Source organism: Pseudomonas sp. MF6776, from assembly GCF_016613125.1.
In the GTDB taxonomy this organism is placed as follows: Bacteria; Pseudomonadota; Gammaproteobacteria; order Pseudomonadales; family Pseudomonadaceae; genus Aquipseudomonas; species Aquipseudomonas iridis.
Genome location: NZ_JAENSQ010000017.1, coordinates 28,128 through 55,088, shown reverse-complemented (window position 1 = coordinate 55,088; position 26,961 = coordinate 28,128). Strand labels below are relative to the sequence as shown.

Below are 26,961 nucleotides of genomic sequence, written 5' to 3'. Positions count from 1 at the left end.
ATGACTGAGCCACTGCGCATCGTTTTTGCCGGTACTCCGGAATTCGCCGCCGAGCACCTCAAGGCCCTGCTGAGCAGCCCTTACGAGATCGTTGCGGTCTACACCCAGCCGGATCGTCCAGCCGGTCGCGGGCAAAAACTGATGCCGAGCCCGGTTAAACAGCTGGCGCTGGAAAATAATATCCAGGTGTTGCAGCCGCCGACCCTGCGCAACGCTGACGCACAAGCCGAGCTCGCGGCGCTGAAGCCGGATTTGATGGTGGTGGTCGCCTACGGTCTGATCCTGCCGCAAGTGGTGCTCGATATTCCGCGTCTGGGCTGCATCAACAGCCATGCATCCTTGCTGCCACGCTGGCGCGGAGCGGCGCCGATTCAGCGCGCCGTCGAAGCGGGCGATGCCGAAAGTGGCGTGACCGTGATGCGCATGGAAGCCGGCCTCGACACCGGGCCGATGCTGCTCAAGGTCGTCACGCCGATCACCGGCGAAGACACCGGCGGCACGCTGCACGACCGTCTCGCCGAGATGGGCCCGCCTGCCGTGGTGCAGGCGATTGCCGGCCTGGCGGCTGGCACTCTTGAGGGCGAAGTGCAGAACGACGACCTCGCCACCTACGCGCACAAACTGAACAAGGACGAAGCACGCATCGACTGGAGCCGTCCGGCCATTGAGCTGGAACGGCTGGTGCGCGCCTTCAATCCATGGCCGATCACCCACAGCACCCTCAACGGTGAAGCGCTGAAAGTGCTGGCGGCAACACTTGCCGACGGTAAAGGCGCACCGGGTGAAATCCTCAGCGCCAGCAAGGACGGCCTGATCGTCGCCTGCGGCGAACAAGCGATGTGCCTGACCCGTCTGCAATTGCCGGGCGGCAAGGCGCTGAATTTCAGCGACCTGTTCAACAGCCGTCGTGAAAAATTCGCCGTCGGCACCCTTCTTGGCGTAGCGGTGGACGCGCAATGAACCCTCGTCTGGCCGCCGCCAAGGCTCTCGCCGCCGTACTGAGCGGCAAAGCCTCGCTCAACAGCTCTCTGCCGACGCAATTGGACAAGGTCGAGGATCGCGATCGCGGTTTCACTCAGGATCTGGCGTTCGGCACCGCGCGCTGGCAGCCACGGCTGTCGGCACTGGCGGAAAAACTCCTGCAGAAGCCGTTCAAGGCTGCGGATGCCGATGTCGAGGCGTTGCTGTTGGTCGGCCTCTATCAGTTGCTCTACACCCGCGTTCCGGCCCACGCAGCCATCGGTGAAACCGTCGGTTGCGCCGACAAGCTGAAAAAGCCTTGGGCCAAGGGCCTGCTCAATGCCGTATTGCGCAATGCCCAGCGTGAAAGCGAAACGATTTTCGCCGAGCTGGAGCGCGATCCAGTGGTACGCACTGCTCACCCGCGCTGGCTGCAAAAATCCCTGAAGGCCTTCTGGCCAGAGCAGTGGGAAGCGATCTGCGAAGCGAACAACGCGCATCCGCCGATGATCCTGCGGGTCAACCGTCGCCATCACAGCCGCGACGCCTATCTCGGTCTCCTGACTGCGGCCGGTATCGTGGCAACACCGTGTGTCTTCAGCCGCGACGGCATCATTCTTGAAGCCGCTGCCGATGTGCGCAGCCTACCGGGGTTCGCCGAAGGCTGGATCAGCGTGCAGGACGAAGCCGCTCAACTGGCCGCCGATCTGCTCGATCTGGCGCCGGGCCAACGCGTGCTCGACGCCTGCTGCGCACCCGGCGGCAAGACCTGCCACATCCTCGAAGCCGAGCCCGCACTGGCCGGCGTGGTGGCGGTGGATCTGGAAGCCAAGCGTCTGGTGCGCGTGCGAGAAAACCTCGAACGCCTCGGTTTGAGCGCAGAGCTGATCGCCGCTGACGGTCGTGATATCGAGAAGTGGTGGGATGGCAAACCGTTCCAGCGCATCCTGCTCGACGCGCCGTGCTCGGCCACCGGCGTGATCCGCCGTCATCCGGACATCAAGCTGACCCGTCAGCCCGACGACATCGTCGCCCTCGCGCAACTGCAAGGCGAGTTGCTCGACGCGATGTGGAAAACCCTCGAAGTCGGCGGCATCCTGCTTTACGCCACCTGCTCGACCCTGCCGACCGAGAACACCGAAGTCATCGCCGCGTTCCTCGAGCGCACCCCTGGCGCACGCGAGCTGGACCTGGCCACGACTGCCGGGATCAAGCAGCCCCATGGTCGCCAACTGCTGGCCCAGCAGGGCGGACATGACGGGTTCTACTACGCCAAACTGATCAAGATCGCTGCCGCACGCGGCTAAACGGATTCATTGGAGTGACTGGATGAAAATCATCATCCTTGGTGCAGGACAGGTCGGCGGTTCGCTGGCTGAACACTTGGCGAGCGAAGCCAACGACATTACCGTGGTCGACACCGATGGCGAGCGCCTGCGCGACCTCGGCGATCGCCTCGACATCCGCACCGTGCAGGGCCGTGGCTCGCTGCCATCGGTGCTGCGCCAGGCCGGCGCCGACGACGCCGACATGCTCGTGGCCGTGACCAACAGCGACGAAACCAACATGGTCGCCTGTCAGGTCGCCCACACGTTGTTCCACACCCCGACCAAGATCGCCCGGGTGCGCGAAGCGTCCTATCTGAACCGCGAAGAGCAGCTGTTCCAGAACGAAGCCATTCCGGTCGACGTGCTGATCAGTCCCGAGCAAGTAGTGACCAACTACATCAAACGCCTGATCCAGCATCCCGGCGCTTTGCAGGTGATCGACTTCGCCGAAGGCAAGGCGCAACTGGTGGCTGTGCGCGCCTACTACGGCGGGCCGTTGGTGGGTCAGCAATTGCGGCAATTGCGCGAGCACATGCCGAACGTCGAGACCCGCGTCGCAGCGATTTTCCGCCGCGACCGACCGATTTTGCCGCAAGGCAATACGGTGATCGAAGCCGATGACGAAGTCTTCTTCATCGCCGCGCGTGAGGATATTCGCGCAGTGATGAGCGAAATGCGCCGTCTCGACGAGACCTACAAGCGCATCGTCATCGCCGGCGGCGGGCAGATCGGCGAGCGTCTGGCCGAGGCCATCGAAAGCCGTTATCAGGTGAAGATCATCGAGATGAATCCGGCGCGCTGCCGCTATCTCTCCGACACCCTCGACAGCACCGTGGTGCTACAGGGCAGCGCGTCGGATCGCGATTTGCTGATGGAAGAGAACATCGCCGACGCGGATATTTTCCTCGCACTGACCAACGATGACGAAGCCAACATCATGTCGTCGCTGCTGGCCAAACGGCTGGGGGCGAAGAAGGTGATGACGATCATCAACAACCCGGCTTACGTCGACTTGATCCAGGGCGGCGACATCGACATTGCCATCAGCCCGCAACTGGCGACCATCGGCACGCTGCTGGCCCACGTGCGCCGTGGCGATATCGTCAGCGTGCATTCATTGCGTCGCGGTGCGGCGGAAGCGATCGAGGCGATTGCCCACGGCGATGCCAAATCGAGCAAGGTCATTGGCAAGCCCATCGAGAAAATCGGCCTGCCGCCGGGCACCACCATCGGCGCGGTGATCCGCAATGATCAGGTGATCATTGCCCACGACGATACGGTGATCGAAGCGGGCGACCATGTGATTCTGTTCCTTGTGGATAAAAAGCATATTCGTGATGTGGAGAAGCTGTTCCATGTGGGGTTGAGCTTCTTCTGATCCGGATTATCTGGTGATCAGACTGGCCCCATCGCTGGCAAGCCAGCTCCCACAGTTTTTTGGTTGTTCACAAATGTGATGCCCACCAGAGATCCCTGTGGGAGCTGGCTTGCCAGCGATGGCGGCGCCACACATCTTCCCTGACAGACCCGAAAAGGAATCCACCCATGCTCGAATCCCTGGAAAAAATGCTCGCCAAGGGTGTGGATAACTCATTGCTGCGCTTCGGTCTGGGCAAGGGTTATCTGGATCTTGGGGAAAACGCCAAGGCCGCCGAGCATTTCCAGCGCTGTGTCGGTTTCGATCCGAAATACTCGGCAGCCTGGAAACTGTTGGGCAAGGCGCAATTGGCGCTGGGCGATCACGCCGCCGCGCGTCAGGCGTGGGAACACGGTCTGGAAGCCGCTCGTGCTCATGGCGACAAGCAGGCCGAGAAAGAGATGACGGTGTTTTTGAAGAAGCTTGATCGTCAGGCGCAGTAGATCAGCGGATCTTATTCACAAGTAACGAAGACCGATGCCCTCGGCATCCACCGTCACCACTTCCATCCGCACTCGCGGCGCGCCTGTGGGTAAATCCTGCACCTGGCCATAGACCACCGCGCCTTTGGGCAACGATGCGAGGCGCGGATGCTGGACATACACGCCGGTGGGCGACAGATTGCGGGTCTGGCCGAGGCAATCGCCGAAGCTGTCGTGGCTGATCTTGATACGGAATGATTTGCGGTGTTCGGACATCTTCATGCGCCCTTCGCTGAACTTCTTTTGTGGATAACGGGAGGAAGATCAAACGATCGTCCGGTCACGTCCCGAACCTGCGGCAACGCCTACACGTTATCCACAGAGTGTGCCAAATCGGTTAATACCAGCGTTCTTCGCCCGGTGGACGCTTCTTGAAGCGCTTCATGCTCCACATGTACTGGCTCGGATACGCCGCCACGTAACGCTCGACGACTTTACTCATGGCAGCGCAGGACTCGGCGGTATCGGTGCTATACATGGCCTCTGGCGCGGCTTCGAGGATCACTTTATAGCCGGAGCCATCGGGCAGACGCAGCGCATGCAGAAACACACCAACGGCTTTGCCACCGGCCAACATGTTCGGCACGAATTTGCTGGTCAGCGCCTGCGTGGCGAAGAAGGGCACGAAGATCCCCGCTGATTCGGCCGGTTCCGGGTCAGCGGGAATGCCCACTGCACCACCTTTGCGCACTTCCTTGATGACGCTGAGAATGCCTTCCTTGGTTGACGCCGCGACTTTGTTGCCCAGTTGTACGCGCTGCTTGCGCAGCAATTCATCCACAGCCTTGAGCTTGGGTGGACGGTAGAAAATGATCGGTTTGCACTGGCTGCAATAGAAGTGGTTGAGCACTTCCCAGTTGCCCAGATGACTGGTGATGCCGACCACGCCTTTGCCCGAGGCCAGTGCGTCCTTGAGGATGTCCAGACCTTCGACTTCGCGCACCAGGTCGATGGAACGCTGGGCCGGCCAGATCCACGCGCAGGCGCTTTCGGTCAGGGACTTGCCGATGTCTTTCAGACTCTGCCCGACCAGACGCTCGCGCTCGGCCGGGTCCATCTGTGGAAAACATTTAGCGAGGTTGATCCGCACTACATCGCGGGAGCGGTTTGGGGTTTTCCACATGATCCAGCCAATTGCCGAACCCACGGCCTGCACCGCCCGCCATGGCAGAAGGGCAAACAGCCGCAGAGCGCCTACCAGCAAGGCGCCTTTAAACTTTTCCACAGGTCACTCCTGATCTTGTGCTGTGCGCGAGGCGGCCATTCTAACCGCCGTTGACGAGTTGCGCGTAGCGGTCGCAGTCGCGGGTGTGATCCATGACCATGCCCGAGGCCTGCATCAGCGCGTAGCAAATGGTCGGACCGACGAACGTGAAGCCAGCCTTTTTCAGGCCTTTGCTCATCGCCAGCGCTTCGGGGGTGATCGCCGGGACTTCGCTGCGATCCTTGAAATGATTGATGATCGGCTGGCCGCCGACGAACGACCAGAGAAACGCCACCGGATCTTCCAGCGCCAGCCAGGACTGGGCATTACGCCGGGCGGCATTGAGTTTGAGGCGGTTGCGGATGATCCCAGGATCGAGCATCAATTCTTCGATTTCGGCGTCACTCATCTGCGCCACACGTTGCACATCGAAGCCGAACAACACCTCACGATAGCGCCCGCGTTTGCGCAACACGGTGATCCAGGAAAGCCCGGCCTGGAACCCTTCGAGCAAAAGCAACTCGAACAAACCCTGCGCATCGCGTAGCGGCGTGCCCCACTCCTGATCGTGATAAGCCATGTACAGCGGATCTTCGGTACACCAAAAGCAGCGTGGCATAAGGCTCCAGGGGGTGGAGGTGCGACTGAATCGGGTATACTCCCGCTCTTTAAATCGCAGCCCAAGAAACAGGTGAATTTCGTGAGCCAGCCTACGCCAGCCGTGCGTACCTTCCAAGACTTGATCCTCGCGCTCCAGCAATACTGGGCCGAGCAAGGTTGTGTGGTACTTCAGCCCTACGATATGGAAGTAGGCGCCGGCACTTTCCACACCGCGACCTTCCTGCGCGCCATCGGCCCGGAAACCTGGAACGCCGCCTACGTGCAGCCAAGCCGCCGTCCGACTGACGGCCGTTACGGCGAAAACCCGAACCGTCTGCAGCACTACTATCAGTTTCAGGTAGTCCTCAAGCCGAACCCGGACAACTTCCAGGAACTGTACCTGGGCTCCCTCAAGCATGTCGGCCTGGACCCGTTGGTTCACGACATTCGCTTCGTCGAAGACAACTGGGAATCGCCGACCCTCGGCGCCTGGGGTCTGGGCTGGGAAGTCTGGCTGAACGGCATGGAAGTGACTCAGTTCACTTACTTCCAGCAAGCGGGCGGCATCGAGTGCTACCCGGTGACCGGCGAAATCACCTACGGTCTCGAGCGTCTGGCCATGTACCTGCAGGGCGTGGATTCGGTCTACGACCTGGTCTGGGCTGACGGCCCGATGGGCAAAGTCACCTACGGCGATGTGTTCCACCAGAACGAAGTGGAGCAATCCACCTATAACTTCGAACACGCCAACGTCGACAAACTGTTCGAACTGTTCGACTTCTATGAAAGCGAAGCCAAGCGCCTGATCGAACTCGACCAGCCGTTGCCGCTGCCGAGCTACGAAATGGTCCTGAAGGCCTCGCACACCTTCAACCTGCTGGATGCGCGCCGGGCAATCTCGGTGACCGCGCGTCAGCAATACATCCTGCGCGTACGCACCCTGGCGCGTTCCGTTGCGCAAGCCTACCTGCTGGCGCGCGCCAAGCTGGGCTTCCCGATGGCGACCCCGGACCTGCGTGACGAAGTACTGGCCAAGCTGGAGGCTGCACAATGAGTGCGCAAGATTTTCTGGTTGAACTGGGCACCGAAGAACTGCCACCCAAAGCGCTGAACACTTTGGCTGACGCGTTCCTCGCCGGTATCGACAAGGGCCTGCAAGCTGCCGGCCTGAGCTATGAAGCAAAAACCGTCTACGCCGCGCCGCGTCGTCTGGCTGTGTTGATTACCGCGCTGGCCACCCAGCAACCGGATCGCAGCATCAACCTCGACGGCCCGCCACGTCAGGCGGCTTTCGACGCCGAAGGCAATCCGACCCAGGCAGCGTTGGGCTTCGCCAAGAAGTGCGGCGTCGACCTGAGCGAAATCGATCAGAGCGGCCCGAAACTGCGTTACAGCCAGAGCATCGCCGGCAAGCCGACCGCGAGCCTGCTGCCGACCATCGTCGAAGATTCGCTGAACGACCTGCCGATCCCGAAACGCATGCGTTGGGGTGCACGCAAAGAAGAATTCGTGCGTCCGACCCAATGGCTGGTGATGCTGCTCGGTGACCAGGTCATCGACTGCACCATCCTCGCGCAGAAGGCTGGCCGTGACTCCCGTGGTCACCGCTTCCACCATCCGGAAAACGTGCGCATCGGTTCGCCGGCAAGCTACCTGTCCGACCTGCGTGCCGCTTATGTTCTGGCCGACGCCAACGAGCGTCGCGAGATCATCAGCAAGCGCACCGAAGAGCTGGCGACCCGTCAGGAAGGCACCGCAATCGTTCCGCCGGCGCTGCTCGACGAAGTGACCGCGCTGGTCGAATGGCCGGTGCCGCTGGTGTGCTCGTTCGAGGAACGTTTCCTCGACGTGCCGCAAGAAGCACTGATCACCACCATGCAGGACAACCAGAAGTACTTCTGCCTGCTGGATGCCGACGGCAAGTTGCTGCCTCGTTTCATTACCGTGGCCAACATCGAAAGCAAAGACCCGCAGCAGATCATCGCCGGTAACGAGAAAGTGGTTCGCCCACGCCTGACCGACGCCGAGTTCTTCTTCAAGCAAGACAAGAAGCAGAAGCTCGAAGTGTTCAACGATCGCCTGAAGAACGTGGTGTTCCAGGAAAAACTCGGCAGCGTCTATGACAAGGCCGAGCGCGTATCGAAACTGGCGGCTTATATCGCCGCACGCATCGGCGGCAACGCTTCGTGGGCTGCCCGCGCAGGCTTGCTGTCGAAGTGCGACCTGTCCACCGAAATGGTCGGCGAGTTCCCGGAGATGCAAGGTGTCGCCGGCTACTACTACGCCCTCAATGACGGCGAGCCGCAAGACGTCGCGCTGGCGCTGAACGAGCAGTACATGCCGCGCGGTGCCGGTGCTGAACTGCCTGCGACCCTGACCGGTGCAGCCGTCGCCATTGCCGACAAGCTCGACACACTGGTCGGCATCTTCGGTATCGGCATGCTGCCAACCGGCAGCAAAGACCCGTATGCCCTGCGCCGTGCGGCACTCGGCGTGCTGCGTATCCTGATCGAGAAAAAACTCGATCTCGATCTGAACGACGCCGTGGCTTTCGCCGTGAATGCGTTCGGTCCCAAGGTCAAGGCTGCTGGTCTTAACGAAGCGGTGCTGGAATTCATCTTCGACCGTCTGCGTGCGCGTTACGAAGACGAAGGCGTCGATGTTGCCACTTACCTGTCGGTACGTGCCCTGAAGCCGGGTTCGGCGCTGGACTTCGACCAGCGTGTGCAAGCGGTGCAGGCCTTCCGCAAACTGCCGGAAGCGGCAGCGTTGGCGGCGGTGAACAAGCGGGTTTCCAACTTGCTGAGCAAGGTTGAAGGCGCCGTGCCAAGCGTGGTTGAAGCCAAGTACTTCGACAATGCCAACGAGTTCTCGCTGTACTCGGCGATCCAGCAAGCGGATCAGGCTGTACAGCCAATGGCTGCGGCGCGTCAGTACAACGAATCGCTGGCACGCCTTGCAGCATTGCGCGAGCCGGTAGATGCGTTCTTCGACGCGGTGATGGTCAATGCCGAAGACGCCAAAGTGCGGGCCAACCGTTACGCGCTGCTGGCGCGTCTGCGTGGCCTGTTCCTGGGTGTTGCTGACATTTCGTTGCTGGGTTGAGGGATTGCTGTTGAAACTGCTGATTCTCGATCGGGACGGAGTGATCAATTACGACTCCGACGCTTACATCAAGTCGGTGGCGGAGTGGATTCCTTTGCCCGGCTCGATCGAGGCGATTGCGCAGTTGAGCAAGGCCGGCTGGACGGTGGCGGTTGCCACTAACCAGTCGGGCATTGCTCGCGGCTATTACGACCTCGCCACCCTCGACGCCATGCACGCGCGTTTGCGCGCATTGGTAGCGGAGCAGGGCGGTGAAGTCGGGCTGATCGTGTACTGCCCGCATGGGCCGGACGAGGGTTGCGATTGCCGTAAACCGAAACCGGGCATGTTGAAAACCATCGCGGCGCATTACCACGTCGAACTGAACAATGTCTGGTTCGTCGGCGACAGCCTTGGTGACCTGGAGGCCGCCAAAGCCGTCGATTCACAGCCAGTTTTGGTAAAGACCGGAAAAGGCGAAAAGACTCAGGGCAAAACCCTGCCGGTTGGCACTCTGATTTTTGACGATCTGGCGGCGATTGCCGCAGAACTTATCCACAACTAGAGTACTTCTGAAATTCCTGACCAGGGATTGATCGGGAGTGCGCTTGAACAGACGGGCATTGCCCCGTAACGGTAAACGTCGCCATGTCGATACTGCGGGCCATCAGAATCTTTCTCTTTTACCTGCTGCTGGGCACCACCTCCTTACTGTGGTGCAGCCTGAGCTTTTTTATCGCGCCCTTTTTGCCATTCAAGGCGCGCTATCGCTTCATCAACGTGTACTGGTGCCGCTGTGCCTTGTGGTTGAGCAAAGTGTTCCTGGGTATACGTTACGAAATCAAAGGCGCGGAAAATGTGCCAGACCGGCCCTGCGTGATTCAATCGAACCACCAGAGCACTTGGGAGACGTTTTTCCTCTCCGCTTATTTCTCGCCTTTGAGCCAGGTGCTCAAGCGCGAATTGCTGTTCGTGCCATTCTTCGGCTGGGCCATGGCCATGCTGCGCCCGATCGCGATTGATCGCGACAATCCGAAAGCTGCGCTCAAGCAAGTCGCGGCGAAAGGCGATGAGCTGCTCAAAGACAATGTATGGGTGCTGATCTTTCCGGAAGGCACTCGCGTCCCCTACGGCACTGTCGGAAAATTCTCCCGCAGTGGCAGCGCTTTGGCGGTGAATGCCGAGCTTCCGGTACTGCCGATTGCACACAATGCCGGCAAATTCTGGCCGAAAACCGGTTGGGCCAAAAAGCCTGGAGTAATCACTGTGGTCATTGGCGAGCCGATGTACGCCGAAGGTACTGGGCCGCGAGCCATTGCAGCATTGAACGACCGGGTGCAAGCCTGGAACGAGCAGACGCAACGGGAAATGGGCTCATTGCCACCTGCGCCACAGGCACCCGCTGAAAGTGGTCAGATCGCTGTCTGAGATTTTGTGGATAACCTGTGTACGCTTTTGTTGAAAAAGCTTGAATATTAGATATAACCTACTGATTTACTTATATATTTCTCAAGCTCATAAAACGCCGTAAAAGGTGCATAAGTTTTTTTTGGATGTAAAAAAACCGGCTGATATAGCCGGTTTTTTTGTGCCTGTTCATTCAATGATCAGCGGTAACTCAAGCCTGAACGTCGTACCTTGATCGACCACACTGCGGCATTCGATTCTGCCGCCATGGTGATCGACCACGGCTTTAACCATCGACAGGCCCAGACCAACGCCATCAATGCCCTGAGCCGAGGAAAAGCGCCGGTATTGGCTGAACAGGTCGGGCAGTTCCTCGGCGGCAATACCTTTGCCCTGATCAACAAGCTCGCAACGGAGCCAATCGTCCTGACACGTGACGCGCAACTGAATCGTGGTGTCAGCCGGGCTGTACTTGATGGCGTTTTCCAGCAGATTGAACAACGCACGGGTCAGCAGGCCTTGGTCAGCAGATACCAGCCGTTCCTGGGACTGCTCGTCCATGTCGTGCAGCAGTTCGATGCGTTTCTGCTGAGCGATCGGCAAGGCCTGATCGAGTACGTCCAGCACCAGCATTCCAAACAACGTCGGCTGGAACTGATACGTTTCGGATTCAGCCCTCGCCAACAACACAAAGCCATCGGTCAGATCCAGAGCGCGGTGAACCTGACGCTCGATCTGTTCGAACAATGGCGCATCCGCCCCGGCCTGATGACGATGAACATCAAGCAGAGCGAGGATCGCCGAGTGCGGTGCACGGAGATCATGGGAGAGGAAGCGCAGCAAGACGCCGCGTTGCTCCTCGGCGGCGCGCTCGGCACTCAGGTCGGTCAAACTCAGCAACCAGCCGATTGGGGTGTCACCATCTACAGGCAGCAACGCAGCGCGCTCAAGGCGCAGGCTGCGCTCCTTGTGATCGCGAAATTCCAACAACGGCAGTGCGGATAACAGAGGACGCGGGGCTGTGGACAACTCTGGATATCCGAGCAGCGCCAACTGATCGAGAACGTCGTTACCCACCAAAGCATGATCGAACAGCTGGCGAGCCTTGCGATTGCCCAAAAGGATCTGGCCCTTGGGATCGCTGATGAGCGTGGCGACGGGTAAATATTCCAGACCGTCAGCGATAAAGCGCCGGGTATCGCGGGTACGACTCATGGCTTGTTCGAGCGCCATGATCTGGCGCTGCAAGTGATCAGCGCCGGTGAACTGTGCGCGGCGGCGTTCGGGAAAGACTTTCGGTTCGCTGTCCAGCCGCGCCAGCTCCCAACCGAAGTACGTCAGCACCACACTCAGGCGTCGCCAGTTCCAGATCAGATAGCCGAACAACATGCCCAGCATCGCTGGTGTTGGTGACCACCACTCGCGGATTTCCGCCAGCCCGACGCTGGTCAGCAGTACGCCGGCCATGCCGATCAACGTCATCCAAAGGGCCAGACGTGGACGCCATAACAGCAGCCCAAGAACGCAAACCACCAGGCCTACCGAGAGCAATGCGCCAAGGCCAGGGGATGCATCATTGAGATTGACCTGCGCTCGATACGATAACAGCGCAGTCAGTGGCAACAGCACTAGACTTATCCACAACCACTCGCGCACCAACTGGCGAAACAGTCGCTGCACCTGGCTCGGCTCTCGGCTTTCATGCCGTCTGCGGTCATTCATGGGAAAAAGGGCAGGGGGGTGTGAATGGTTTCATAGGTCACAGGTCTGATACTCGACCCGAAGAATCATAGCGGACGTCGACCAACGGCGGCCGCTTACTTTAATAGCGAAGGTCGAGCGACTAAGGTTGACGGCCAACTGCCCCAGCAACAAGGAACCCTCGCGTATGCGCGTTGCGATACTGGACGACGAACCCGCCGAACTGCGCCGGGTCGAGCAGACCCTGCAGCAAATGGCCGAAGCCGGAGAACAGCCTTGGTCGCTGCACAGCTTCGAGCACGGTGAAGACCTGTTGCGACAGCTGCGCCGGGAAACCTTCGACCTGTTGATCCTCGACTGGCAACTGCCCGACATCACCGGGCTGGCCTTGTTGCGCTGGACCCGTGAACACATGGAGGCGCCACCGGCGGCGATCATGCTCACCAGCCGCGATGGCGAAAGCGATATCGTCCAGGCCCTGAATGCTGGCGCCGACGACTACGTCAGCAAACCGTTCCGGCCCAATGAACTGAAAGCCCGAGTCGCCGCGGTATTGCGTCGGCACAGCCAGCCACGCAGCGCTGCAACCGAAGTGCTGAGCTTCAATGATCTGACCTTCGATGACGCCGAGTTGACGGTCACCCGTGAGGGCAAACCGATCGTCATGACCGAACGCGAATACCGCCTCGCACGATGCCTGTTCAGCAACCTCGGCCGACCGCTGTCGCGGGATTACCTGTATGAGCGCTTCTGGCCCCATGAAGAAGTCGCTTCATCGCGGCCCTTGGACACGCACATCTATCGACTGCGCAACAAGCTGGGGCTGACGGCGGATCGCGGCTGGCAGTTGTTGACGATTTATGGGTATGGGTATCGGCTGGAAAGTGTGGCGACGGCGCAAGAATAAGATCAAGGAGCCAAAAAAAAGGCCAACGCAAATGCGTTGGCCTTTTTTTGGTGCTGACCGGGATCAGAAATCCAGGTTGGATACTGCCAGCGCATTGCTCTCGATGAACTCACGGCGAGGTTCGACCGCATCACCCATGAGGGTGTTGAAGATCTGGTCCGCGCCAATGGCGTCTTCGATAGTGACCTTCAGCATGCGACGCGAGCTTGGGTCCATGGTGGTTTCCCACAGCTGATCCGGGTTCATTTCGCCCAGACCTTTGTATCGCTGGATGGTGTGGCGCTTGGTGCTTTCGGCCATCAGCCAGTCCAGAGCTTCCTTGAACTCGGTGACCGCTTTCTTGCGTTCCCCGCGCTGGATGTACGCGCCTTCGTCGAGCAGGGTACTCAGTTGAGCGCCGAGAGTGACGACAGTTTTGTAGTCGTTACTGCCGAAGAAGTCGCGGTTGAACGTCACGTAGTTCGACAGGCCGTGGGAGATCAATTCGACCTCCGGCAGCCACACGCCACGTTCACGATCTTCACGCAGGCTGGCCTTGTAGACCAGACCGGACTTCTCGACGGTACGCAGACGGACTTCGTACTGAGCCAGCCAGTCTTGCATCGCAGCGTGGTCGCCGAGCTTTTCAAGGCTGACGGCCGGCAGGTAGATGAAGTGCTCGGTCAGCTCCTGTGGGTACAGGCGCGACAGACGCTTGAGGGTCTTCATCACCATGCGGAAGTCATTCACCAGACGTTCCAGCGCCGGGCCGGAAATGCCTGGTGCTTCTTCGTTCAAGTGCAGGCTCGCATCTTCCAGGGCCGACTGCGTCATGTACTCTTCCATGGCGTCGTCGTCTTTGATGTATTGCTCCTGCTTGCCTTTCTTGACCTTGTACAGCGGCGGCTGAGCGATGTAGATGTAGCCACGCTCAATCAGCTCCGGCAACTGACGGAAGAAGAAGGTCAGCAGCAGCGTACGGATGTGCGAACCGTCGACGTCAGCATCGGTCATGATGATGATGTTGTGATAGCGCAACTTGTCGATGTTGTACTCATCGCGACCGATGCCGCAGCCAAGCGCGGTAATCAAGGTGCCCACTTCCTGGGAAGAGATCATCTTGTCAAAGCGCGCCTTCTCGACGTTGAGGATCTTACCCTTCAACGGCAGGATGGCCTGGGTCCTGCGGTTACGCCCCTGCTTGGCAGAGCCGCCCGCGGAGTCACCTTCCACGAGGTACAGTTCGGACAGCGCCGGGTCTTTTTCCTGGCAGTCGGCCAGTTTGCCCGGCAGGCCGGCGATGTCCAGCGCGCCTTTGCGGCGGGTCATCTCGCGGGCCTTGCGCGCGGCTTCACGGGCACGTGCTGCATCGATCATCTTGCCGACAACGAGCTTGGCTTCGTTCGGGTTTTCCAGCAGGAAGTCGGAGAAGTATTTACCCATTTCCTGTTCGACGGCGGTCTTCACTTCGGAAGAAACCAGCTTGTCTTTGGTCTGGGAGCTGAATTTCGGATCCGGCACTTTCACCGAAATGATCGCGGTCAGGCCTTCACGCGCATCGTCACCCGTGGTGGCGACTTTGTGCTTCTTCGCCAGGCCTTCAGCTTCGATGTAGGTGTTCAGGTTACGCGTCAGTGCGGAACGGAAGCCCACCAGGTGAGTGCCGCCGTCGCGCTGCGGAATGTTGTTGGTGAAACACAACAGGTTCTCGTTGAAGCTGTCGTTCCACTGCAAGGCGATTTCCACGCCGATGCCGTCTTCACGCTGGATGTTGAAGTGGAACACCTGGTTGACCGGGGTCTTGTTGGTGTTCAGGTATTCAACGAACGCACGCAGGCCACCTTCGTATTTGAACAGCTCTTCCTTGCCGCTGCGCTCGTCTTTAAGGACGATGCCGACACCGGAGTTGAGGAAGGACAGTTCACGAATGCGCTTGGCCAGGATGTCCCAGCTGAAGTGAATGTTCTTGAAGGTTTCATCGGAAGGGCGGAAGTGAATCTGCGTACCCGTGGTCTCGCTGTCGCCAACGATTTTCATCGGCTCTTGCGGAACGCCGTGCACGTAAGTCTGTTCCCAGATCTTGCCGCTACGGCGCACGGTCAGAATCAGCTCTTCGGACAATGCGTTCACCACGGAAACACCTACACCGTGCAGACCACCCGATACCTTGTAGGAGTTGTCGTCGAACTTACCGCCAGCGTGGAGGACGGTCATGATGACCTCGGCGGCGGAAACACCTTCCTCTTTGTGCACGTCTACCGGGATGCCACGGCCGTTATCGCGAACGGTGATGGACTCATCCGGGTGGATGATGATGCTGATGTCATCGCAGTGACCGGCGAGGGCTTCGTCGATCGAGTTGTCGACCACTTCGAACACCATGTGGTGCAGACCGCTGCCATCGTCGGTGTCACCAATGTACATACCGGGACGTTTGCGTACGGCATCCAGGCCTTTCAGCACTTTAATGCTCGTTGAGTCGTACGTATTTTCTTCGCTCAATGCCTTCACTCCCGATGGTCGTGGGTCTGGGTGATACGGCCCTGTTCCACGTGGAACAAAGCGACTGGCGTTTCCGTCTGCCAGCCTTCCCTCAATAATTCGTGATCTACACAGGTAATGAAAACCTGGCAGCGTAAGTCTTCCAACAAGCGGCACAGCGCACGACGGTGGTTCTCGTCCAGCTCGGACGGCAAGTCATCCACCAGATAAATACACTGACCGCGACGGGCCTGGCTCACCAGATGCCCTTGGGCAATCCGCAATGCACAGACCACCAGCTTCTGCTGACCCCGGGACAAGATGTCCGCGGCGTTGTGTGCGCCCAATCTAAGACGCAAATCAGCTCGTTGTGGCCCAGCCTGGGTATGGCCCACCTGCTGATCCCGTTGCAGGGATCCAGCAAGTACGGCACTCAACTCCCGGTCTTTGTCCCAACCTCGGTAATAGCTGAGCGTCAAACCTTCGAGCTCAACCAGTTCGCTCAAGGTTTGTTCAAAGACTGGTTTCAAGGCTTTGATGTAAGCGCGGCGGTATTCATCGATTTCAGCGCTGGCCTGGCACAGTTCCCTGTCCCAAACCGCTTGTGAAACGGCGTCAAGTGTACCATGCCGCAGCCAAGAGTTTCTCTGGCGCAGGGCCTTCTGCAAGCGCTGCCAAGTGGACATGAACCGAGGCTCGACGTGGAACACGCCCCAATCGAGAAACTGTCGGCGAATCTTCGGCGCACCTTCCAACAAGCGGAAGCTGTCCGGGTTGATCAGCTGCAGCGGAAGGATTTCCGCGAGTTGCGCGGCGCTACGGGCATTCTGGCCGTCGATGCGAATCTGGAACTCGCCCTGACGGTCGCGTGAAATTCCCAAAGCGCTGTGGCCACCCTCGGCCAGTTCGACCTGCCCAAACACCGTGCAGGCGAGTTGCTCGTACTGGATGACTGGCAACAGCCGCGTGCTGCGAAACGAACGGGCAAGCCCCAGCAGGTGAATGGCTTCCAGAACACTGGTTTTGCCGCTGCCGTTGGCGCCGTAAAGGATGTTGATGCGAGGGGAGGGAGAGAGGGTCACCGGGTGCAGATTACGCACCGCGGTGACCGAAACACGACTTAAGGACATCCAGGATCAGCTGTTTACAGGCGCATCGGCATGACAACGTAAGCCGAGTCGTCGTTGTCGGACTCTTGCACCAGCGCACTGCTGTTGGAGTCGGACAGGATCAGACGAACCTGCTCGGTGGTCATCACGCCCAGCACATCGAGCAAATAGCTCACGTTGAAGCCGATCTCCAGGGAGCCGCCGTTGTATTCAACGCCCACTTCCTCTTCCGCTTCTTCCTGCTCCGGGTTGTTGGCCTGGATCTTCAACTGACCACTGGCCAGTTGCAGACGGATACCGCGGTATTTCTCGTTGGACAGAATCGCGGTACGGCTGAACGCTTCACGCAGTGCCTGACGATCACCCAGCACCAGCTTGTCGCCGCCCTTCGGCAGAACGCGCTCGTAGTCGGGGAACTTGCCGTCGACCAGTTTCGAGGTGAAGGTGAATTCACCCGTGGTGGCGCGAATGTGATGCTGACCCAAGACGATGCTGACAATGCCGTCCGGCTCGGTGAGCAGACGCGCCAGTTCGAGAATGCCTTTGCGCGGCACGATCACCTGATGGCGATCCGGCTGACCGATATCGGCCTTCATCGAGCACATCGCCAGACGGTGACCATCGGTAGCCACTGCGCGAATGATGCCTTCCGAGACTTCCAGCAACATACCGTTAAGGTAGTAGCGCACGTCCTGTTGGGCCATGGCGAAGCTGGTGCGTTCGATCAAACGACGCAGTCTGCTCTGCTCCAGGCTGCAGGTCAGCGAGCCCGGGCCTTCTTCCACAGTCGGGAAATCATTGGCGGGCAGGGTCGACAGGGTGAAGCGGCTACGACCGGCCTTCACCACCAGCTTCTGCTCGTCGACCTTGATATCGATCAGCGCATCGTTGGGCAGGCTCTTGCAGATATCCATCAGTTTGCGCGCAGGCACGGTGATGGAACCTGTTTCAGCCGGCTCTTCGAGTTGCACACGACCAACCAGCTCGACTTCCAGGTCGGTACCGGTCAGCGACAATTGCTGGCCTTCGACAACCAGCAGCACGTTAGAGAGTACCGGCAAGGTCTGTCGGCGCTCAACGACGCCTGCGACCAGTTGCAGGGGTTTCAACAGGGCTTCGCGTTGAATGGTGAAATGCATGGTCTAGTCCCTTGCCTTAATAAGCTGCGCTGGTGTTCATCAAGTGGTCAGTGTACGCAGCAGGTTCTTGTAGTCCTCGCGGATGTCCGCGTCGGATTCCTTAAGTTCGTTGATCTTGCGGCAGGCGTGCAAAACAGTCGTGTGGTCGCGGCCGCCAAACACATCACCGATTTCCGGCAGGCTGTGGTTGGTCAGTTCTTTAGACAGCGCCATGGCGACCTGACGCGGACGTGCCACCGAGCGCGAACGGCGCTTGGACAGCAGATCGGAAATCTTGATCTTGTAGTACTCGGCGACGGTACGCTGAATGTTATCCACAGAGACCAGTTTGTCTTGCAACGCCAACAGGTCTTTCAGGGATTCGCGAATCAGCTCGATGGTGATGTCGCGGCCCATGAAGTGCGAATGGGCAATCACGCGTTTCAGCGCGCCTTCCAGCTCACGGACGTTGGAGCGAATGCGCTGGGCAATGAAGAACGCTGCATCGTGTGGCAAGTCGACTTTGGCCTGGTCGGCCTTCTTCATCAGGATTGCTACGCGGGTTTCCAGTTCTGGCGGCTCGACGGCAACGGTCAGGCCCCAGCCAAAACGGGATTTCAGACGTTCTTCAAGGCCTTCGATTTCTTTCGGGTAGCGGTCACTGGTGAGAATGACCTGCTGGCCACCTTCAAGCAGGGCATTGAAGGTGTGGAAAAACTCTTCCTGGGAACGTTCCTTACGGGCGAAGAACTGAATATCGTCGATCAGCAAAGCATCCACCGAACGGTAGAAGCGCTTGAACTCGTTGATGGCGTTCAGTTGCAGCGCTTTGACCATGTCGGCCACGAAACGCTCGGAATGCAGGTACACGACCTTGGCATTCGGGTTCTTCTTTAATAGATGGTTACCCACCGCGTGCATCAAGTGAGTTTTACCCAGGCCAACGCCACCATATAGGAAGAGTGGGTTGTAACCATGCTTTGGGTTGTCCGCCACTTGCCAGGCCGCCGCGCGGGCGAGCTGGTTGGACTTACCTTCGACGAAGTTTTCGAAGGTGAACGTGCGGTTCAGGTAACTGGTGTGCTTGAGCGCACCTTCGACCTGCACAGTGCGCTGTTCGGCGCGAACCGGAGCCTGCTGCGACGCGGCACCGGCCATCGGGTCGAAGCTGTCGCGAGAAGGCTCTTCGCTGACTTCCACAGTTTTCTGCGTCGAACGTTTGGCCTGAGTTGGCGCTGCGGCCGGCGCCTGCTGGCTTGCCGGTGCGTTGTTGGCATGGGCCAAAGACGCTTGCGCGGCGGCTAACGGGGCATTCGGGGCCGCACGCGGTGCCGAGCTACGTTTGCTGCCTATTAATAAGGAAAGCGCCGGCGCCATACCGTTGCCGTGCTCATCCAGCAGTTCGAGGACGCGCCCAAGGTACTTTTCGTTGACCCAGTCCAGTACAAAACGGTTCGGTGCGTAGACGCGCAACTCGTCGCCTTCGGCTTCGACCTGTAGTGGACGGATCCAGGTGTTGAATTGTTGGGCAGGCAGCTCCTCGCGCAAAAGCTCCACGCACTGCTGCCAAAGTTCCACTGACACGGATATCCCCTAAGTTGAAAGCCGGTGAGGCAAAAACAAGCGGCCATTGTAGCGGCGAGCTGTCCACTTATCCACATGCAGGTTGCCCCCCGTCCATGATTTATCAATGCGTTAAACGGAAAAAAGGCGACCAACGGTGTGTGAATAAGCTCTGTGGATAACCGCCTCTAAGGGCATTGGACAAGTGGGGGCTAAACTCGGTGGATAACCTGCCTGTGGATAACAGCCCATTCCACACACAGGTTATCCGACAGTGCAGCACAGGCTGACCACGGTTTTCCACTGTAGTTGTCATTCTCTGTACATCAGGTTAAACATGGCCTCAAGGCAGTTATCCACAGAAGATCGTGGCCCTAGCTTTTATAAGCTTTACAGAAAAGCTTTAAATAATTCCCTTCTTTATTTTTATTTATGGCGAACAGGGTTTCAGCCAAAGAAGGTCCTGAGATCTATTTATAAGGAAACGTTGGTTGGAAATTGACCTGAAGCCTTGCTTTCTCTAGAATCCCCGGTCTCTTAAAACGGGGGCCATTCCGGCCCGTTGTGGACGAACCAGGTAACACGACATGAAACGTACTTTCCAACCAAGCACCATCAAACGCGCTCGTACCCACGGTTTCCGTGCTCGCATGGCTACCAAGAACGGTCGCGCAGTCCTGTCGCGTCGCCGCGCCAAAGGTCGTGCGCGTCTGGCAGTTTGATAATCCGGTACTGGAGGTGAGTCAGGACTTCAGTCGGGAAAAGCGTCTGCTTACCCCCCGGCATTTCAAGGCAGTCTTTGACTCCCCTACCGGCAAGGTTCCGGGGAAAAATCTCCTGCTCCTTGCGCGCAACAACGATCTTGATCACCCCCGTCTCGGGCTGGTTATCGGGAAAAAGAGCGTAAAGCTCTCCGTTGAGCGCAATCGCCTCAAACGTCTGATGCGCGAATCGTTCCGTCTGCACCAGGATTCACTGGTCGGCTGGGACATTGTTATCGTCGCGCGCAAAGGTTTGGGTGATGTAGAAAACCCCGAATTGATTCAGCATTTCGGCAAACTCTGGAAGCGTCTGGCCCGTAACAATCCAGTTCCAGCAGTCAAAACCGAAACTGTAGGGGTAGACAGTCCAGATGCGTAAACTGGCCCTCGTTCCGATCCAGTTTTATCGCTATGCCATTAGTCCTTTGATGGCCAGCCACTGTCGTTTCTACCCCAGTTGTTCCTGCTACGCGTATGAAGCCATTGAAAATCATGGCCTTCTGCGCGGTGGCTGGCTGACCTTTCGTCGTTTAGGTCGCTGTCATCCGTGGAATCCCGGTGGTTATGACCCGGTTCCACCTATCCCTACCTCCCGTTCTTCTTCGATGGCCGAGTAATCATGGATATCAAACGCACGATCCTGATCGTCGCCCTGGCAATCGTGTCCTACGTTATGGTTCTTAAATGGAACCAGGACTATGGCCAGGCTGCCCTGCCGACTCAGAATGTTGCTGCCAGTACGACTACATCCGGTTTGCCGGACACCGCCACTGGCAATAATGCTGCCGCCAGTGACGATATTCCGCGCTCCGCTAGCGATACCAGCGCACCTGCTGAAATTCCGGTGGCTGCCAGCAAGGATCTGATCCAGATTAAAACCGACGTGCTCGATCTTGCGATCGATCCACAAGGTGGCGACGTTGCTCAACTGACCTTGCCTCTGTATCCACGTCGTCAGGATCGTCCAGATGTTCCGTTCCAGCTGTTCGACAACGGCGGCGAACGTATTTATCTGGCGCAAAGCGGTCTGATCGGTACCAATGGCCCGGACGCAAATCCGGCTGGTCGCCCTCTTTACTCCGCCGAGAAGAAGACTTATCAACTGGCTGACGGTCAGGACCAACTGGTCGTTGATTTGAAGTTCAGCAAGGACGGCGTCAATTACATCAAGCGTTTCACTGTGAAACGCGGCCTGTATGACGTAACCGTTTCCTACATTGTGGATAACCAGAGCGCTCAGCCCTGGAATGGCGCAATGTTTGCCCAGTTGAAGCGCGACGACAGCGGCGATCCTTCGTCCACAACTGCTACCGGCACCGCGACTTACCTGGGCGCTGCCCTGTGGACAAGTTCGGAGCCGTACAAGAAAGTGTCCATGAAGGACATGGACAAGGCGCAACTCAAGGAAACCGTCACCGGTGGTTGGGTAGCCTGGCTGCAACACTACTTCGTGACCGCATGGATTCCGGCCAAGGGCGAAAACAACATCGTCCAGACCCGTAAAGACAGCAAAGGCAACTACATCATCGGTTACACCGGTCCAACAATGACCGCTGCACCAGGTGCCAAAGTTGAAACCAGTGCTGTTCTGTACGCCGGTCCGAAAAGCCAAGCCGTGCTGAAAGAGTTGTCCCCAGGTCTGGAACTGACTGTCGACTACGGCATCCTGTGGTTCATTGCCCAGCCGATTTTCTGGCTGTTGCAACACATCCACGCGATTGTGGGTAACTGGGGCTGGTCGATCATCTTCCTGACCATGCTGATCAAGGGTATTTTCTTCCCTTTGTCGGCTGCCAGCTACAAATCGATGGCGCGCATGCGTGCCGTAGCGCCGAAACTGGCCGCATTGAAAGAGCAGCATGGCGATGACCGGCAGAAAATGTCGCAAGCCATGATGGAGCTGTACAAGAAAGAGAAGATCAATCCGCTGGGTGGCTGCTTGCCAATCCTCGTGCAGATGCCGGTTTTCCTTTCGCTGTACTGGGTTCTGCTCGAAAGCGTGGAAATGCGCCAAGCGCCATTCATGCTGTGGATCACTGACCTGTCGATCAAGGATCCGTTCTTCATTCTGCCGATCATCATGGGCGCAACCATGTTCATCCAGCAGCAGTTGAACCCGACTCCTCCGGATCCGATGCAGGCGAAGGTCATGAAAATGATGCCAATCATCTTCACCTTCTTCTTCCTGTGGTTCCCGGCTGGTCTGGTGCTGTACTGGGTAGTGAACAACTGCCTGTCGATTGCACAACAGTGGTACATCACGCGTAAGATCGAAGCGGCGGCGAAAAAAGCCGAGGCGTAACTTGCTCTGTGGATAACACCACTCAAAACGCCCCCTAGTGGGGCGTTTTGCTATCTGCCACTTTTGTCTGGATTACGGTTTATGAGCACACCTCGTGAAACCATCGCAGCTGTCGCCACCGCTCAAGGTCGCGGTGGTGTGGGCATTGTTCGAATTTCCGGTCCACTGGCCAGTGTTACGGCCAAAGCTATCGCCGGCCGCGAACTGAAACCGCGGTACGCCCATTACGGCCCGTTTTACAGTGACGACCAACAGGTGCTCGACGAAGGTCTGGCGCTTTATTTCCCGGGGCCGAACTCATTCACTGGCGAAGATGTGCTGGAATTGCAGGGCCACGGCGGCCCGATCGTTCTGGACATGTTGCTCAAGCGTTGCCTGGAACTGGGTTGCCGTTTGGCTCGCCCAGGTGAATTCAGCGAACGCGCGTTTCTCAACGACAAACTCGACCTGGCCCAGGCCGAGGCGATTGCCGACCTGATCGAGGCCAGTTCTGCACAGGCGGCGCGCAATGCCCTGCGATCGTTGCAAGGCGCATTCTCCCAGCGTGTGCATAACCTCACCGAACAGCTGATAGGCCTGCGTATCTACGTCGAGGCCGCCATCGACTTCCCGGAAGAAGAAATCGACTTCCTCGCCGATGGCCACGTATTGAGCATGCTCGACAAAGTGCGCGACGAATTATCCACAGTACTGCGCGAAGCCGGCCAGGGTGCCTTGCTTCGTGATGGTATGACCGTGGTGATTGCCGGCCGTCCAAATGCCGGCAAGTCCAGTCTGCTGAATGCCTTGGCCGGCCGTGAGGCAGCGATCGTGACCGAGATTGCCGGTACCACTCGGGATATCCTGCGTGAACATATCCACATCGACGGTATGCCTCTGCACGTTGTGGATACCGCAGGTCTGCGCGATACCGACGATCAGGTGGAAAAAATCGGTGTCGAGCGCGCATTGAAAGCCATTTCTGAAGCGGATCGGGTGCTGTTGGTCGTAGACGCGTCGGCGCCTGAAGCGTTGGACCCGTTCGCCTTGTGGCCGGAATTTCTCGAGATCCGCCCGGACCCGGCGAAAGTCACTCTGATCCGTAATAAAGCAGATCTGACGGGCGAAGCAATTGCTCTGGAAACAAGCGACGACGGCCATGTGACCATCAGTCTGAGTGCCAAATCTGCAGGTGAAGGCCTGGAGTTGCTGCGCGAACATCTCAAGGCCTGCATGGGCTACGAGCAAACCTCGGAAAGCAGCTTCAGCGCCCGTCGCCGGCATCTGGAGGCCTTGCGCCACGCAAGCGCGGCGCTGGAACACGGTCGAGCCCAACTGACACTGGCGGGGGCTGGTGAGTTGCTGGCTGAAGATTTGCGCCAGGCCCAGCACTCGCTGGGTGAAATTACCGGTGCATTCAGCTCCGATGATCTGCTCGGACGAATCTTTTCCAGCTTCTGCATCGGTAAATAATCCCTCCTGCTGTTCACAGGCGGGCCCGTTCGCGGCCCGTCTGTTTCCCTCATCATTGAATTGATTCCAGAAATGCCGGGCAGATTTATGCGCCCAGGGCGACTTTCGCCTGCGCGCGAGTGGTTCATTCGTCAATTTTCTGTGGTTTAAGCCCTGTGAATAACTGCCACTGAGATCAGTTGATAACAGGGCCTGAAAACTGGATATAACTCGCTCTGTGGATAACCACCCCTTTCATCCACAGGCTTAAACCGGTTATCCAAGTCGCTCATGGCCACATGGCCACAGGGTTTTGAATCTCTGTACACGTTGAAAAATAAGGCCTGTAGAGATCTATCCACAGAAATCATGCCCAGTAAGAATAAGCATTAAAACAAAGGTTTTATAAATTTCTTTCTTTTTTATTCTTTTAAGCTCGAGTTCTCCACAGCTGGTTAATTTTTGTGCAGAGGGTTCTTTAGGAAGGGCGAAGTCCCTATACTTGTCGACCGGGTTCAGAAACCTGATCTCAAACTATTCCTGAATTACCTACTTAAGCAGGCACGAGGTGCGTGGTGGATTTCCCTTCCCGTTTTGAAGTGATCGTCATCGGCGGCGGTCATGCCGGTACCGAGGCAGCACTGGCGTCAGCACGTATGGGGGCAAAAACCCTGTTGCTGACGCATAACGTGGAAACCCTCGGTGCCATGAGCTGTAACCCAGCCATCGGTGGCATTGGCAAAAGCCATCTGGTCAAGGAAATCGACGCCCTTGGCGGCGCGATGGCCATGGCTACCGATAAGGGCGGCATCCAGTTTCGCGTGTTGAACAGCCGCAAAGGCCCAGCCGTACGGGCAACTCGTGCGCAAGCCGACCGGGTTTTGTATAAAGCCGCTGTCCGCGAAATTCTGGAAAACCAGCCCAACCTGTGGATATTTCAACAAGCTGCCGATGACCTGATCGTTGAACAGGAACAGGTACGCGGTGTTGTCACACAAATGGGTCTGCGTTTCTTCGCCGACTCCGTGGTATTGACCACCGGTACGTTCCTAGGTGGACTTATCCACATCGGTTTGCAGAATTTCTCGGGCGGTCGTGCCGGTGATCCGCCATCGATTGCTCTGGCACATCGTCTGCGTGAAATGCCGCTGCGTGTGGGTCGATTGAAAACCGGCACGCCGCCGCGTATCGATGGCCGATCTGTGGATTTCTCGGTGATGGCCGAACAACCGGGCGATACGCCGATCCCGGTGATGTCGTTCATGGGCAACAAGGAACAGCATCCGCGGCAAGTCAGTTGCTGGATTACCCACACCAACGCCCGTACTCACGAAATCATTGCCGCTAACCTCGACCGTTCGCCGATGTATTCCGCTGCCGGCGAGATCGAAGGCATCGGCCCGCGTTACTGCCCGTCGATTGAAGACAAGATTCACCGCTTTGCCGACAAGGAAAGCCATCAGGTGTTCATCGAACCGGAAGGTTTGACCACCCATGAGCTGTATCCGAACGGGATATCCACAAGCTTGCCGTTCGACGTGCAATTGCAAATCGTGCAATCGATTCGCGGCATGGAAAACGCGCACATCGTGCGTCCCGGTTATGCGATCGAGTACGACTACTTCGATCCGCGTGACCTGAAGTACAGCTTGGAAACCAAAGTCATCGGCGGTCTGTTCTTCGCCGGGCAGATCAACGGCACCACCGGTTACGAAGAAGCCGGCGCCCAGGGTTTGCTGGCCGGGGCCAACGCGGCACTGCGTGCGAAGGGCAAAGAAGCCTGGTGCCCGCGCCGCGATGAAGCGTATATCGGGGTTCTGGTCGATGACCTGATCACACTGGGTACCCAAGAGCCGTACCGCATGTTCACTTCCCGTGCCGAGTACCGTCTGATCCTGCGCGAGGACAACGCCGACCTGCGCCTGACTGAAAAAGGTCGCGAGCTGGGTCTGGTCGATGACGCGCGTTGGGCGGCTTTCTGCAAGAAACGCGAAAGCATCGAACTCGAAGAGCAGCGCCTGAAAAGCACCTGGGTACGCCCGGGCACGCAACAGGGCGATGCCATTGCGGAAAAATTCGGTACTCCGCTGACCCACGAATACAACTTGCTCAACCTCTTGAGTCGTCCGGAAATCGACTACGCTGGTCTGGTCGAAGTGACCGGGCACGGCGCCGAAGATCCACAGGTCGCCGAACAGGTCGAGATCAAGACCAAATACGCCGGTTACATTGATCGTCAACAGGACGAAATCGCCCGTCTGCGCGCCAGTGAAGACACGAAACTGCCTGTGGATATCGATTACACCAACATTTCCGGTCTCTCCAAGGAGATCCAGAGCAAGCTCGGCGCGACTCGTCCAGAGACGCTGGGTCAGGCTTCACGGATCCCGGGCGTGACCCCGGCAGCGATTTCGCTGTTGATGATTCATTTGAAAAAACGCGGCGCGGGCCGTCAGTTGGAGCAAAGCGCTTGAGTTCTAAGGTCACTTCGCAACACGCCGAAGAGTTATCCACAGGAGCCCGCGAGCTCGGGATCAATCTCACTGAAACCCAGCACGAATTGCTGTTGGGTTATCTGGCCTTGTTGATCAAATGGAACCAGGCCTACAACCTCACGGCTGTGCGCGATCCGGACGAAATGGTTTCGCGTCACTTGCTCGATAGTCTGAGCGTGATGTCGTTCATCGAAAACGGCCGCTGGCTCGACGTCGGCAGTGGTGGCGGTATGCCGGGGATCCCTTTGGCGATCCTGTATCCGGACTCGCAAGTGACCTGCCTGGACAGCAACGGCAAGAAAACCCGCTTCCTGACTCAGGTCAAACTCGAACTCAAACTGGATAACCTGCAAGTTATCCACAGTCGCGTCGAAGCCTTTCAACCTGCTCAGCCTTTCAACGGGATCATTTCCCGGGCGTTCAGCAGCATGGAAAACTTCAGTAACTGGACTCGCCATCTCGGCGATGCCGATACACGCTGGCTGGCAATGAAGGGCGTTCATCCGGCCGATGAGCTGGTAGCATTGCCGGCAGACTTCAAACTCGATAGCGAACACGCCTTGGCCGTACCCGGTTGCCAAGGCCAACGCCATCTGCTGATACTGCGCCGCACGGCATGATTGGGAACACAA

At 58.1% G+C, this 26,961-nt stretch carries 24 protein-coding genes; 16 read left to right on the top strand and 8 right to left on the bottom strand.

Features of this window, described 5'->3' with window-relative positions; all coding sequences use genetic code 11:
- From fmt to JJD74_RS19260, 4 genes are all read left to right on the top strand, one after another.
- Entirely contained in the window at window positions 1-960 is a 960-nt protein-coding gene (gene fmt / locus JJD74_RS19275; RefSeq protein WP_200616576.1) for a methionyl-tRNA formyltransferase, read from the top strand.
- Window positions 957-2,267, top strand: coding sequence for a 16S rRNA (cytosine(967)-C(5))-methyltransferase RsmB (gene rsmB / locus JJD74_RS19270; RefSeq protein WP_115147904.1), 1,311 nt, complete (start codon window positions 957-959; stop codon window positions 2,265-2,267). The genes fmt and rsmB overlap by 4 nt, the downstream gene beginning before the upstream one ends.
- A 22-nt stretch (window positions 2,268-2,289) precedes the next feature.
- Entirely contained in the window at window positions 2,290-3,666 is a 1,377-nt protein-coding gene (gene trkA, locus JJD74_RS19265) for a Trk system potassium transporter TrkA (RefSeq protein ID WP_042556912.1), read from the top strand.
- Window positions 3,667-3,833: 167 nt separating this feature from the next.
- Window positions 3,834-4,148, top strand: coding sequence for a tetratricopeptide repeat protein (locus JJD74_RS19260; protein WP_200616575.1), 315 nt, complete (start codon window positions 3,834-3,836; stop codon window positions 4,146-4,148).
- Window positions 4,149-4,163: 15 nt separating this feature from the next.
- Here JJD74_RS19260 and JJD74_RS19255 read toward each other — a convergent pair whose 3' ends face one another.
- The 3 genes from JJD74_RS19255 to tag form a co-directional block, all read right to left on the bottom strand.
- A complete protein-coding gene (locus JJD74_RS19255) occupies window positions 4,164-4,403 on the bottom strand; it encodes a PilZ domain-containing protein (protein ID WP_042561928.1) in 240 nt (79 codons plus the stop codon).
- Window positions 4,404-4,524: 121 nt separating this feature from the next.
- Window positions 4,525-5,412, bottom strand: a complete 888-nt coding sequence (locus JJD74_RS19250) for a lysophospholipid acyltransferase (RefSeq protein ID WP_064389687.1) — start codon at window positions 5,410-5,412, stop codon at window positions 4,525-4,527.
- Window positions 5,413-5,452: 40 nt separating this feature from the next.
- Entirely contained in the window at window positions 5,453-6,010 is a 558-nt protein-coding gene (gene tag / locus JJD74_RS19245) for a DNA-3-methyladenine glycosylase I (RefSeq protein WP_200616574.1), read from the bottom strand.
- An 81-nt stretch (window positions 6,011-6,091) separates the two neighbouring features.
- On the opposite strand from tag, the gene glyQ reads away from it, so the two are divergent.
- From glyQ to JJD74_RS19225, 4 genes are all read left to right on the top strand, one after another.
- On the top strand, window positions 6,092-7,045 hold the full coding sequence (gene glyQ, locus JJD74_RS19240; protein ID WP_025112261.1) for a glycine--tRNA ligase subunit alpha: 954 nt from the start codon (window positions 6,092-6,094) through the stop codon (window positions 7,043-7,045).
- The gene (gene glyS, locus JJD74_RS19235; RefSeq protein ID WP_042556908.1) at window positions 7,042-9,096 is read left to right on the top strand and encodes a glycine--tRNA ligase subunit beta; all 2,055 of its coding nucleotides are present in this window, start codon (window positions 7,042-7,044) and stop codon (window positions 9,094-9,096) included. Before glyQ ends, glyS begins: the two co-directional genes overlap by 4 nt.
- A 4-nt stretch (window positions 9,097-9,100) precedes the next feature.
- The gene (gene gmhB / locus JJD74_RS19230) at window positions 9,101-9,640 is read left to right on the top strand and encodes a D-glycero-beta-D-manno-heptose 1,7-bisphosphate 7-phosphatase (RefSeq protein WP_164488102.1); all 540 of its coding nucleotides are present in this window, start codon (window positions 9,101-9,103) and stop codon (window positions 9,638-9,640) included.
- Between the two features lie 83 nt (window positions 9,641-9,723).
- Window positions 9,724-10,503 (top strand): lysophospholipid acyltransferase family protein, encoded by a 780-nt coding sequence (locus JJD74_RS19225; protein WP_042556906.1) that lies wholly within the window; start codon window positions 9,724-9,726, stop codon window positions 10,501-10,503.
- A 168-nt stretch (window positions 10,504-10,671) separates the two neighbouring features.
- Here JJD74_RS19225 and JJD74_RS19220 read toward each other — a convergent pair whose 3' ends face one another.
- Entirely contained in the window at window positions 10,672-12,204 is a 1,533-nt protein-coding gene (locus JJD74_RS19220) for a sensor histidine kinase (RefSeq protein ID WP_042556905.1), read from the bottom strand.
- A 166-nt stretch (window positions 12,205-12,370) separates the two neighbouring features.
- Here JJD74_RS19220 and JJD74_RS19215 point away from each other — a divergent pair, with 166 nt between their 5' ends.
- Window positions 12,371-13,090, top strand: coding sequence for a response regulator transcription factor (locus tag JJD74_RS19215; RefSeq protein ID WP_047303478.1), 720 nt, complete (start codon window positions 12,371-12,373; stop codon window positions 13,088-13,090).
- A gap of 63 nt (window positions 13,091-13,153) precedes the next feature.
- Here JJD74_RS19215 and gyrB read toward each other — a convergent pair whose 3' ends face one another.
- Genes gyrB through dnaA form a run of 4 tightly spaced genes read right to left on the bottom strand, consistent with a single transcriptional unit; the run spans window position 13,154 to window position 19,361 of the window.
- Window positions 13,154-15,571 (bottom strand): DNA topoisomerase (ATP-hydrolyzing) subunit B, encoded by a 2,418-nt coding sequence (gyrB, locus tag JJD74_RS19210; protein ID WP_042561927.1) that lies wholly within the window; start codon window positions 15,569-15,571, stop codon window positions 13,154-13,156.
- A 5-nt stretch (window positions 15,572-15,576) separates the two neighbouring features.
- Window positions 15,577-16,680: a DNA replication/repair protein RecF gene (gene recF, locus JJD74_RS19205; RefSeq protein ID WP_200616573.1), complete on the bottom strand. Its 1,104-nt coding sequence runs from the start codon at window positions 16,678-16,680 to the stop codon at window positions 15,577-15,579.
- Window positions 16,681-16,694: 14 nt separating this feature from the next.
- Entirely contained in the window at window positions 16,695-17,798 is a 1,104-nt protein-coding gene (gene dnaN / locus JJD74_RS19200) for a DNA polymerase III subunit beta (protein ID WP_042556902.1), read from the bottom strand.
- 39 nt (window positions 17,799-17,837) lie between these two features.
- A complete protein-coding gene (dnaA, locus tag JJD74_RS19195) occupies window positions 17,838-19,361 on the bottom strand; it encodes a chromosomal replication initiator protein DnaA (protein ID WP_042556901.1) in 1,524 nt (507 codons plus the stop codon).
- 566 nt (window positions 19,362-19,927) lie between these two features.
- Between dnaA and rpmH the strand changes: the two genes are divergently transcribed.
- From rpmH to rsmG, 7 genes are all read left to right on the top strand, one after another.
- Window positions 19,928-20,062 (top strand): 50S ribosomal protein L34, encoded by a 135-nt coding sequence (rpmH, locus tag JJD74_RS19190; RefSeq protein ID WP_003213577.1) that lies wholly within the window; start codon window positions 19,928-19,930, stop codon window positions 20,060-20,062.
- 16 nt (window positions 20,063-20,078) lie between these two features.
- The gene (gene rnpA / locus JJD74_RS19185) at window positions 20,079-20,480 is read left to right on the top strand and encodes a ribonuclease P protein component (RefSeq protein ID WP_042556900.1); all 402 of its coding nucleotides are present in this window, start codon (window positions 20,079-20,081) and stop codon (window positions 20,478-20,480) included.
- Window positions 20,473-20,718 carry a membrane protein insertion efficiency factor YidD gene (yidD, locus tag JJD74_RS19180; protein WP_010465488.1) on the top strand — a complete coding sequence of 82 codons (246 nt, stop codon included), beginning with the start codon at window positions 20,473-20,475 and terminating at the stop codon, window positions 20,716-20,718. The genes rnpA and yidD overlap by 8 nt, the downstream gene beginning before the upstream one ends.
- A gap of 2 nt (window positions 20,719-20,720) precedes the next feature.
- Entirely contained in the window at window positions 20,721-22,403 is a 1,683-nt protein-coding gene (gene yidC / locus JJD74_RS19175; protein WP_042556899.1) for a membrane protein insertase YidC, read from the top strand.
- A gap of 81 nt (window positions 22,404-22,484) precedes the next feature.
- Window positions 22,485-23,855 (top strand): tRNA uridine-5-carboxymethylaminomethyl(34) synthesis GTPase MnmE, encoded by a 1,371-nt coding sequence (gene mnmE / locus JJD74_RS19170; RefSeq protein WP_200616572.1) that lies wholly within the window; start codon window positions 22,485-22,487, stop codon window positions 23,853-23,855.
- 554 nt (window positions 23,856-24,409) lie between these two features.
- On the top strand, window positions 24,410-26,308 hold the full coding sequence (mnmG, locus tag JJD74_RS19165) for a tRNA uridine-5-carboxymethylaminomethyl(34) synthesis enzyme MnmG (protein WP_042556897.1): 1,899 nt from the start codon (window positions 24,410-24,412) through the stop codon (window positions 26,306-26,308).
- The gene (rsmG, locus tag JJD74_RS19160) at window positions 26,305-26,949 is read left to right on the top strand and encodes a 16S rRNA (guanine(527)-N(7))-methyltransferase RsmG (protein WP_042556896.1); all 645 of its coding nucleotides are present in this window, start codon (window positions 26,305-26,307) and stop codon (window positions 26,947-26,949) included. The genes mnmG and rsmG overlap by 4 nt, the downstream gene beginning before the upstream one ends.
- Window positions 26,950-26,961 lie beyond the last annotated feature (12 nt).

Excerpts from the sequence above, each read along its gene's own strand:
- tag (WP_200616574.1), bottom strand. The coding sequence starts at position 6,010 with ATGCCACGCTGCTTTTGGTGTACCGAAGATCCGCTGTACATGGCTTAT.
- mnmE (WP_200616572.1), top strand. The coding sequence starts at position 22,485 with ATGAGCACACCTCGTGAAACCATCGCAGCTGTCGCCACCGCTCAAGGT.
- JJD74_RS19225 (WP_042556906.1), top strand. The coding sequence starts at position 9,724 with ATGTCGATACTGCGGGCCATCAGAATCTTTCTCTTTTACCTGCTGCTG.
- yidC (WP_042556899.1), top strand. The coding sequence starts at position 20,721 with ATGGATATCAAACGCACGATCCTGATCGTCGCCCTGGCAATCGTGTCC.
- yidD (WP_010465488.1), top strand. The coding sequence starts at position 20,473 with ATGCGTAAACTGGCCCTCGTTCCGATCCAGTTTTATCGCTATGCCATT.
- rpmH (WP_003213577.1), top strand. The coding sequence starts at position 19,928 with ATGAAACGTACTTTCCAACCAAGCACCATCAAACGCGCTCGTACCCAC.
- rsmB (WP_115147904.1), top strand. The coding sequence starts at position 957 with ATGAACCCTCGTCTGGCCGCCGCCAAGGCTCTCGCCGCCGTACTGAGC.
- trkA (WP_042556912.1), top strand. The coding sequence starts at position 2,290 with ATGAAAATCATCATCCTTGGTGCAGGACAGGTCGGCGGTTCGCTGGCT.
- JJD74_RS19220 (WP_042556905.1), bottom strand. The coding sequence starts at position 12,204 with ATGAATGACCGCAGACGGCATGAAAGCCGAGAGCCGAGCCAGGTGCAG.
- glyS (WP_042556908.1), top strand. The coding sequence starts at position 7,042 with ATGAGTGCGCAAGATTTTCTGGTTGAACTGGGCACCGAAGAACTGCCA.
- JJD74_RS19255 (WP_042561928.1), bottom strand. The coding sequence starts at position 4,403 with ATGTCCGAACACCGCAAATCATTCCGTATCAAGATCAGCCACGACAGC.
- JJD74_RS19215 (WP_047303478.1), top strand. The coding sequence starts at position 12,371 with ATGCGCGTTGCGATACTGGACGACGAACCCGCCGAACTGCGCCGGGTC.
- dnaN (WP_042556902.1), bottom strand. The coding sequence starts at position 17,798 with ATGCATTTCACCATTCAACGCGAAGCCCTGTTGAAACCCCTGCAACTG.
- JJD74_RS19260 (WP_200616575.1), top strand. The coding sequence starts at position 3,834 with ATGCTCGAATCCCTGGAAAAAATGCTCGCCAAGGGTGTGGATAACTCA.
- fmt (WP_200616576.1), top strand. The coding sequence starts at position 1 with ATGACTGAGCCACTGCGCATCGTTTTTGCCGGTACTCCGGAATTCGCC.
- recF (WP_200616573.1), bottom strand. The coding sequence starts at position 16,680 with ATGTCCTTAAGTCGTGTTTCGGTCACCGCGGTGCGTAATCTGCACCCG.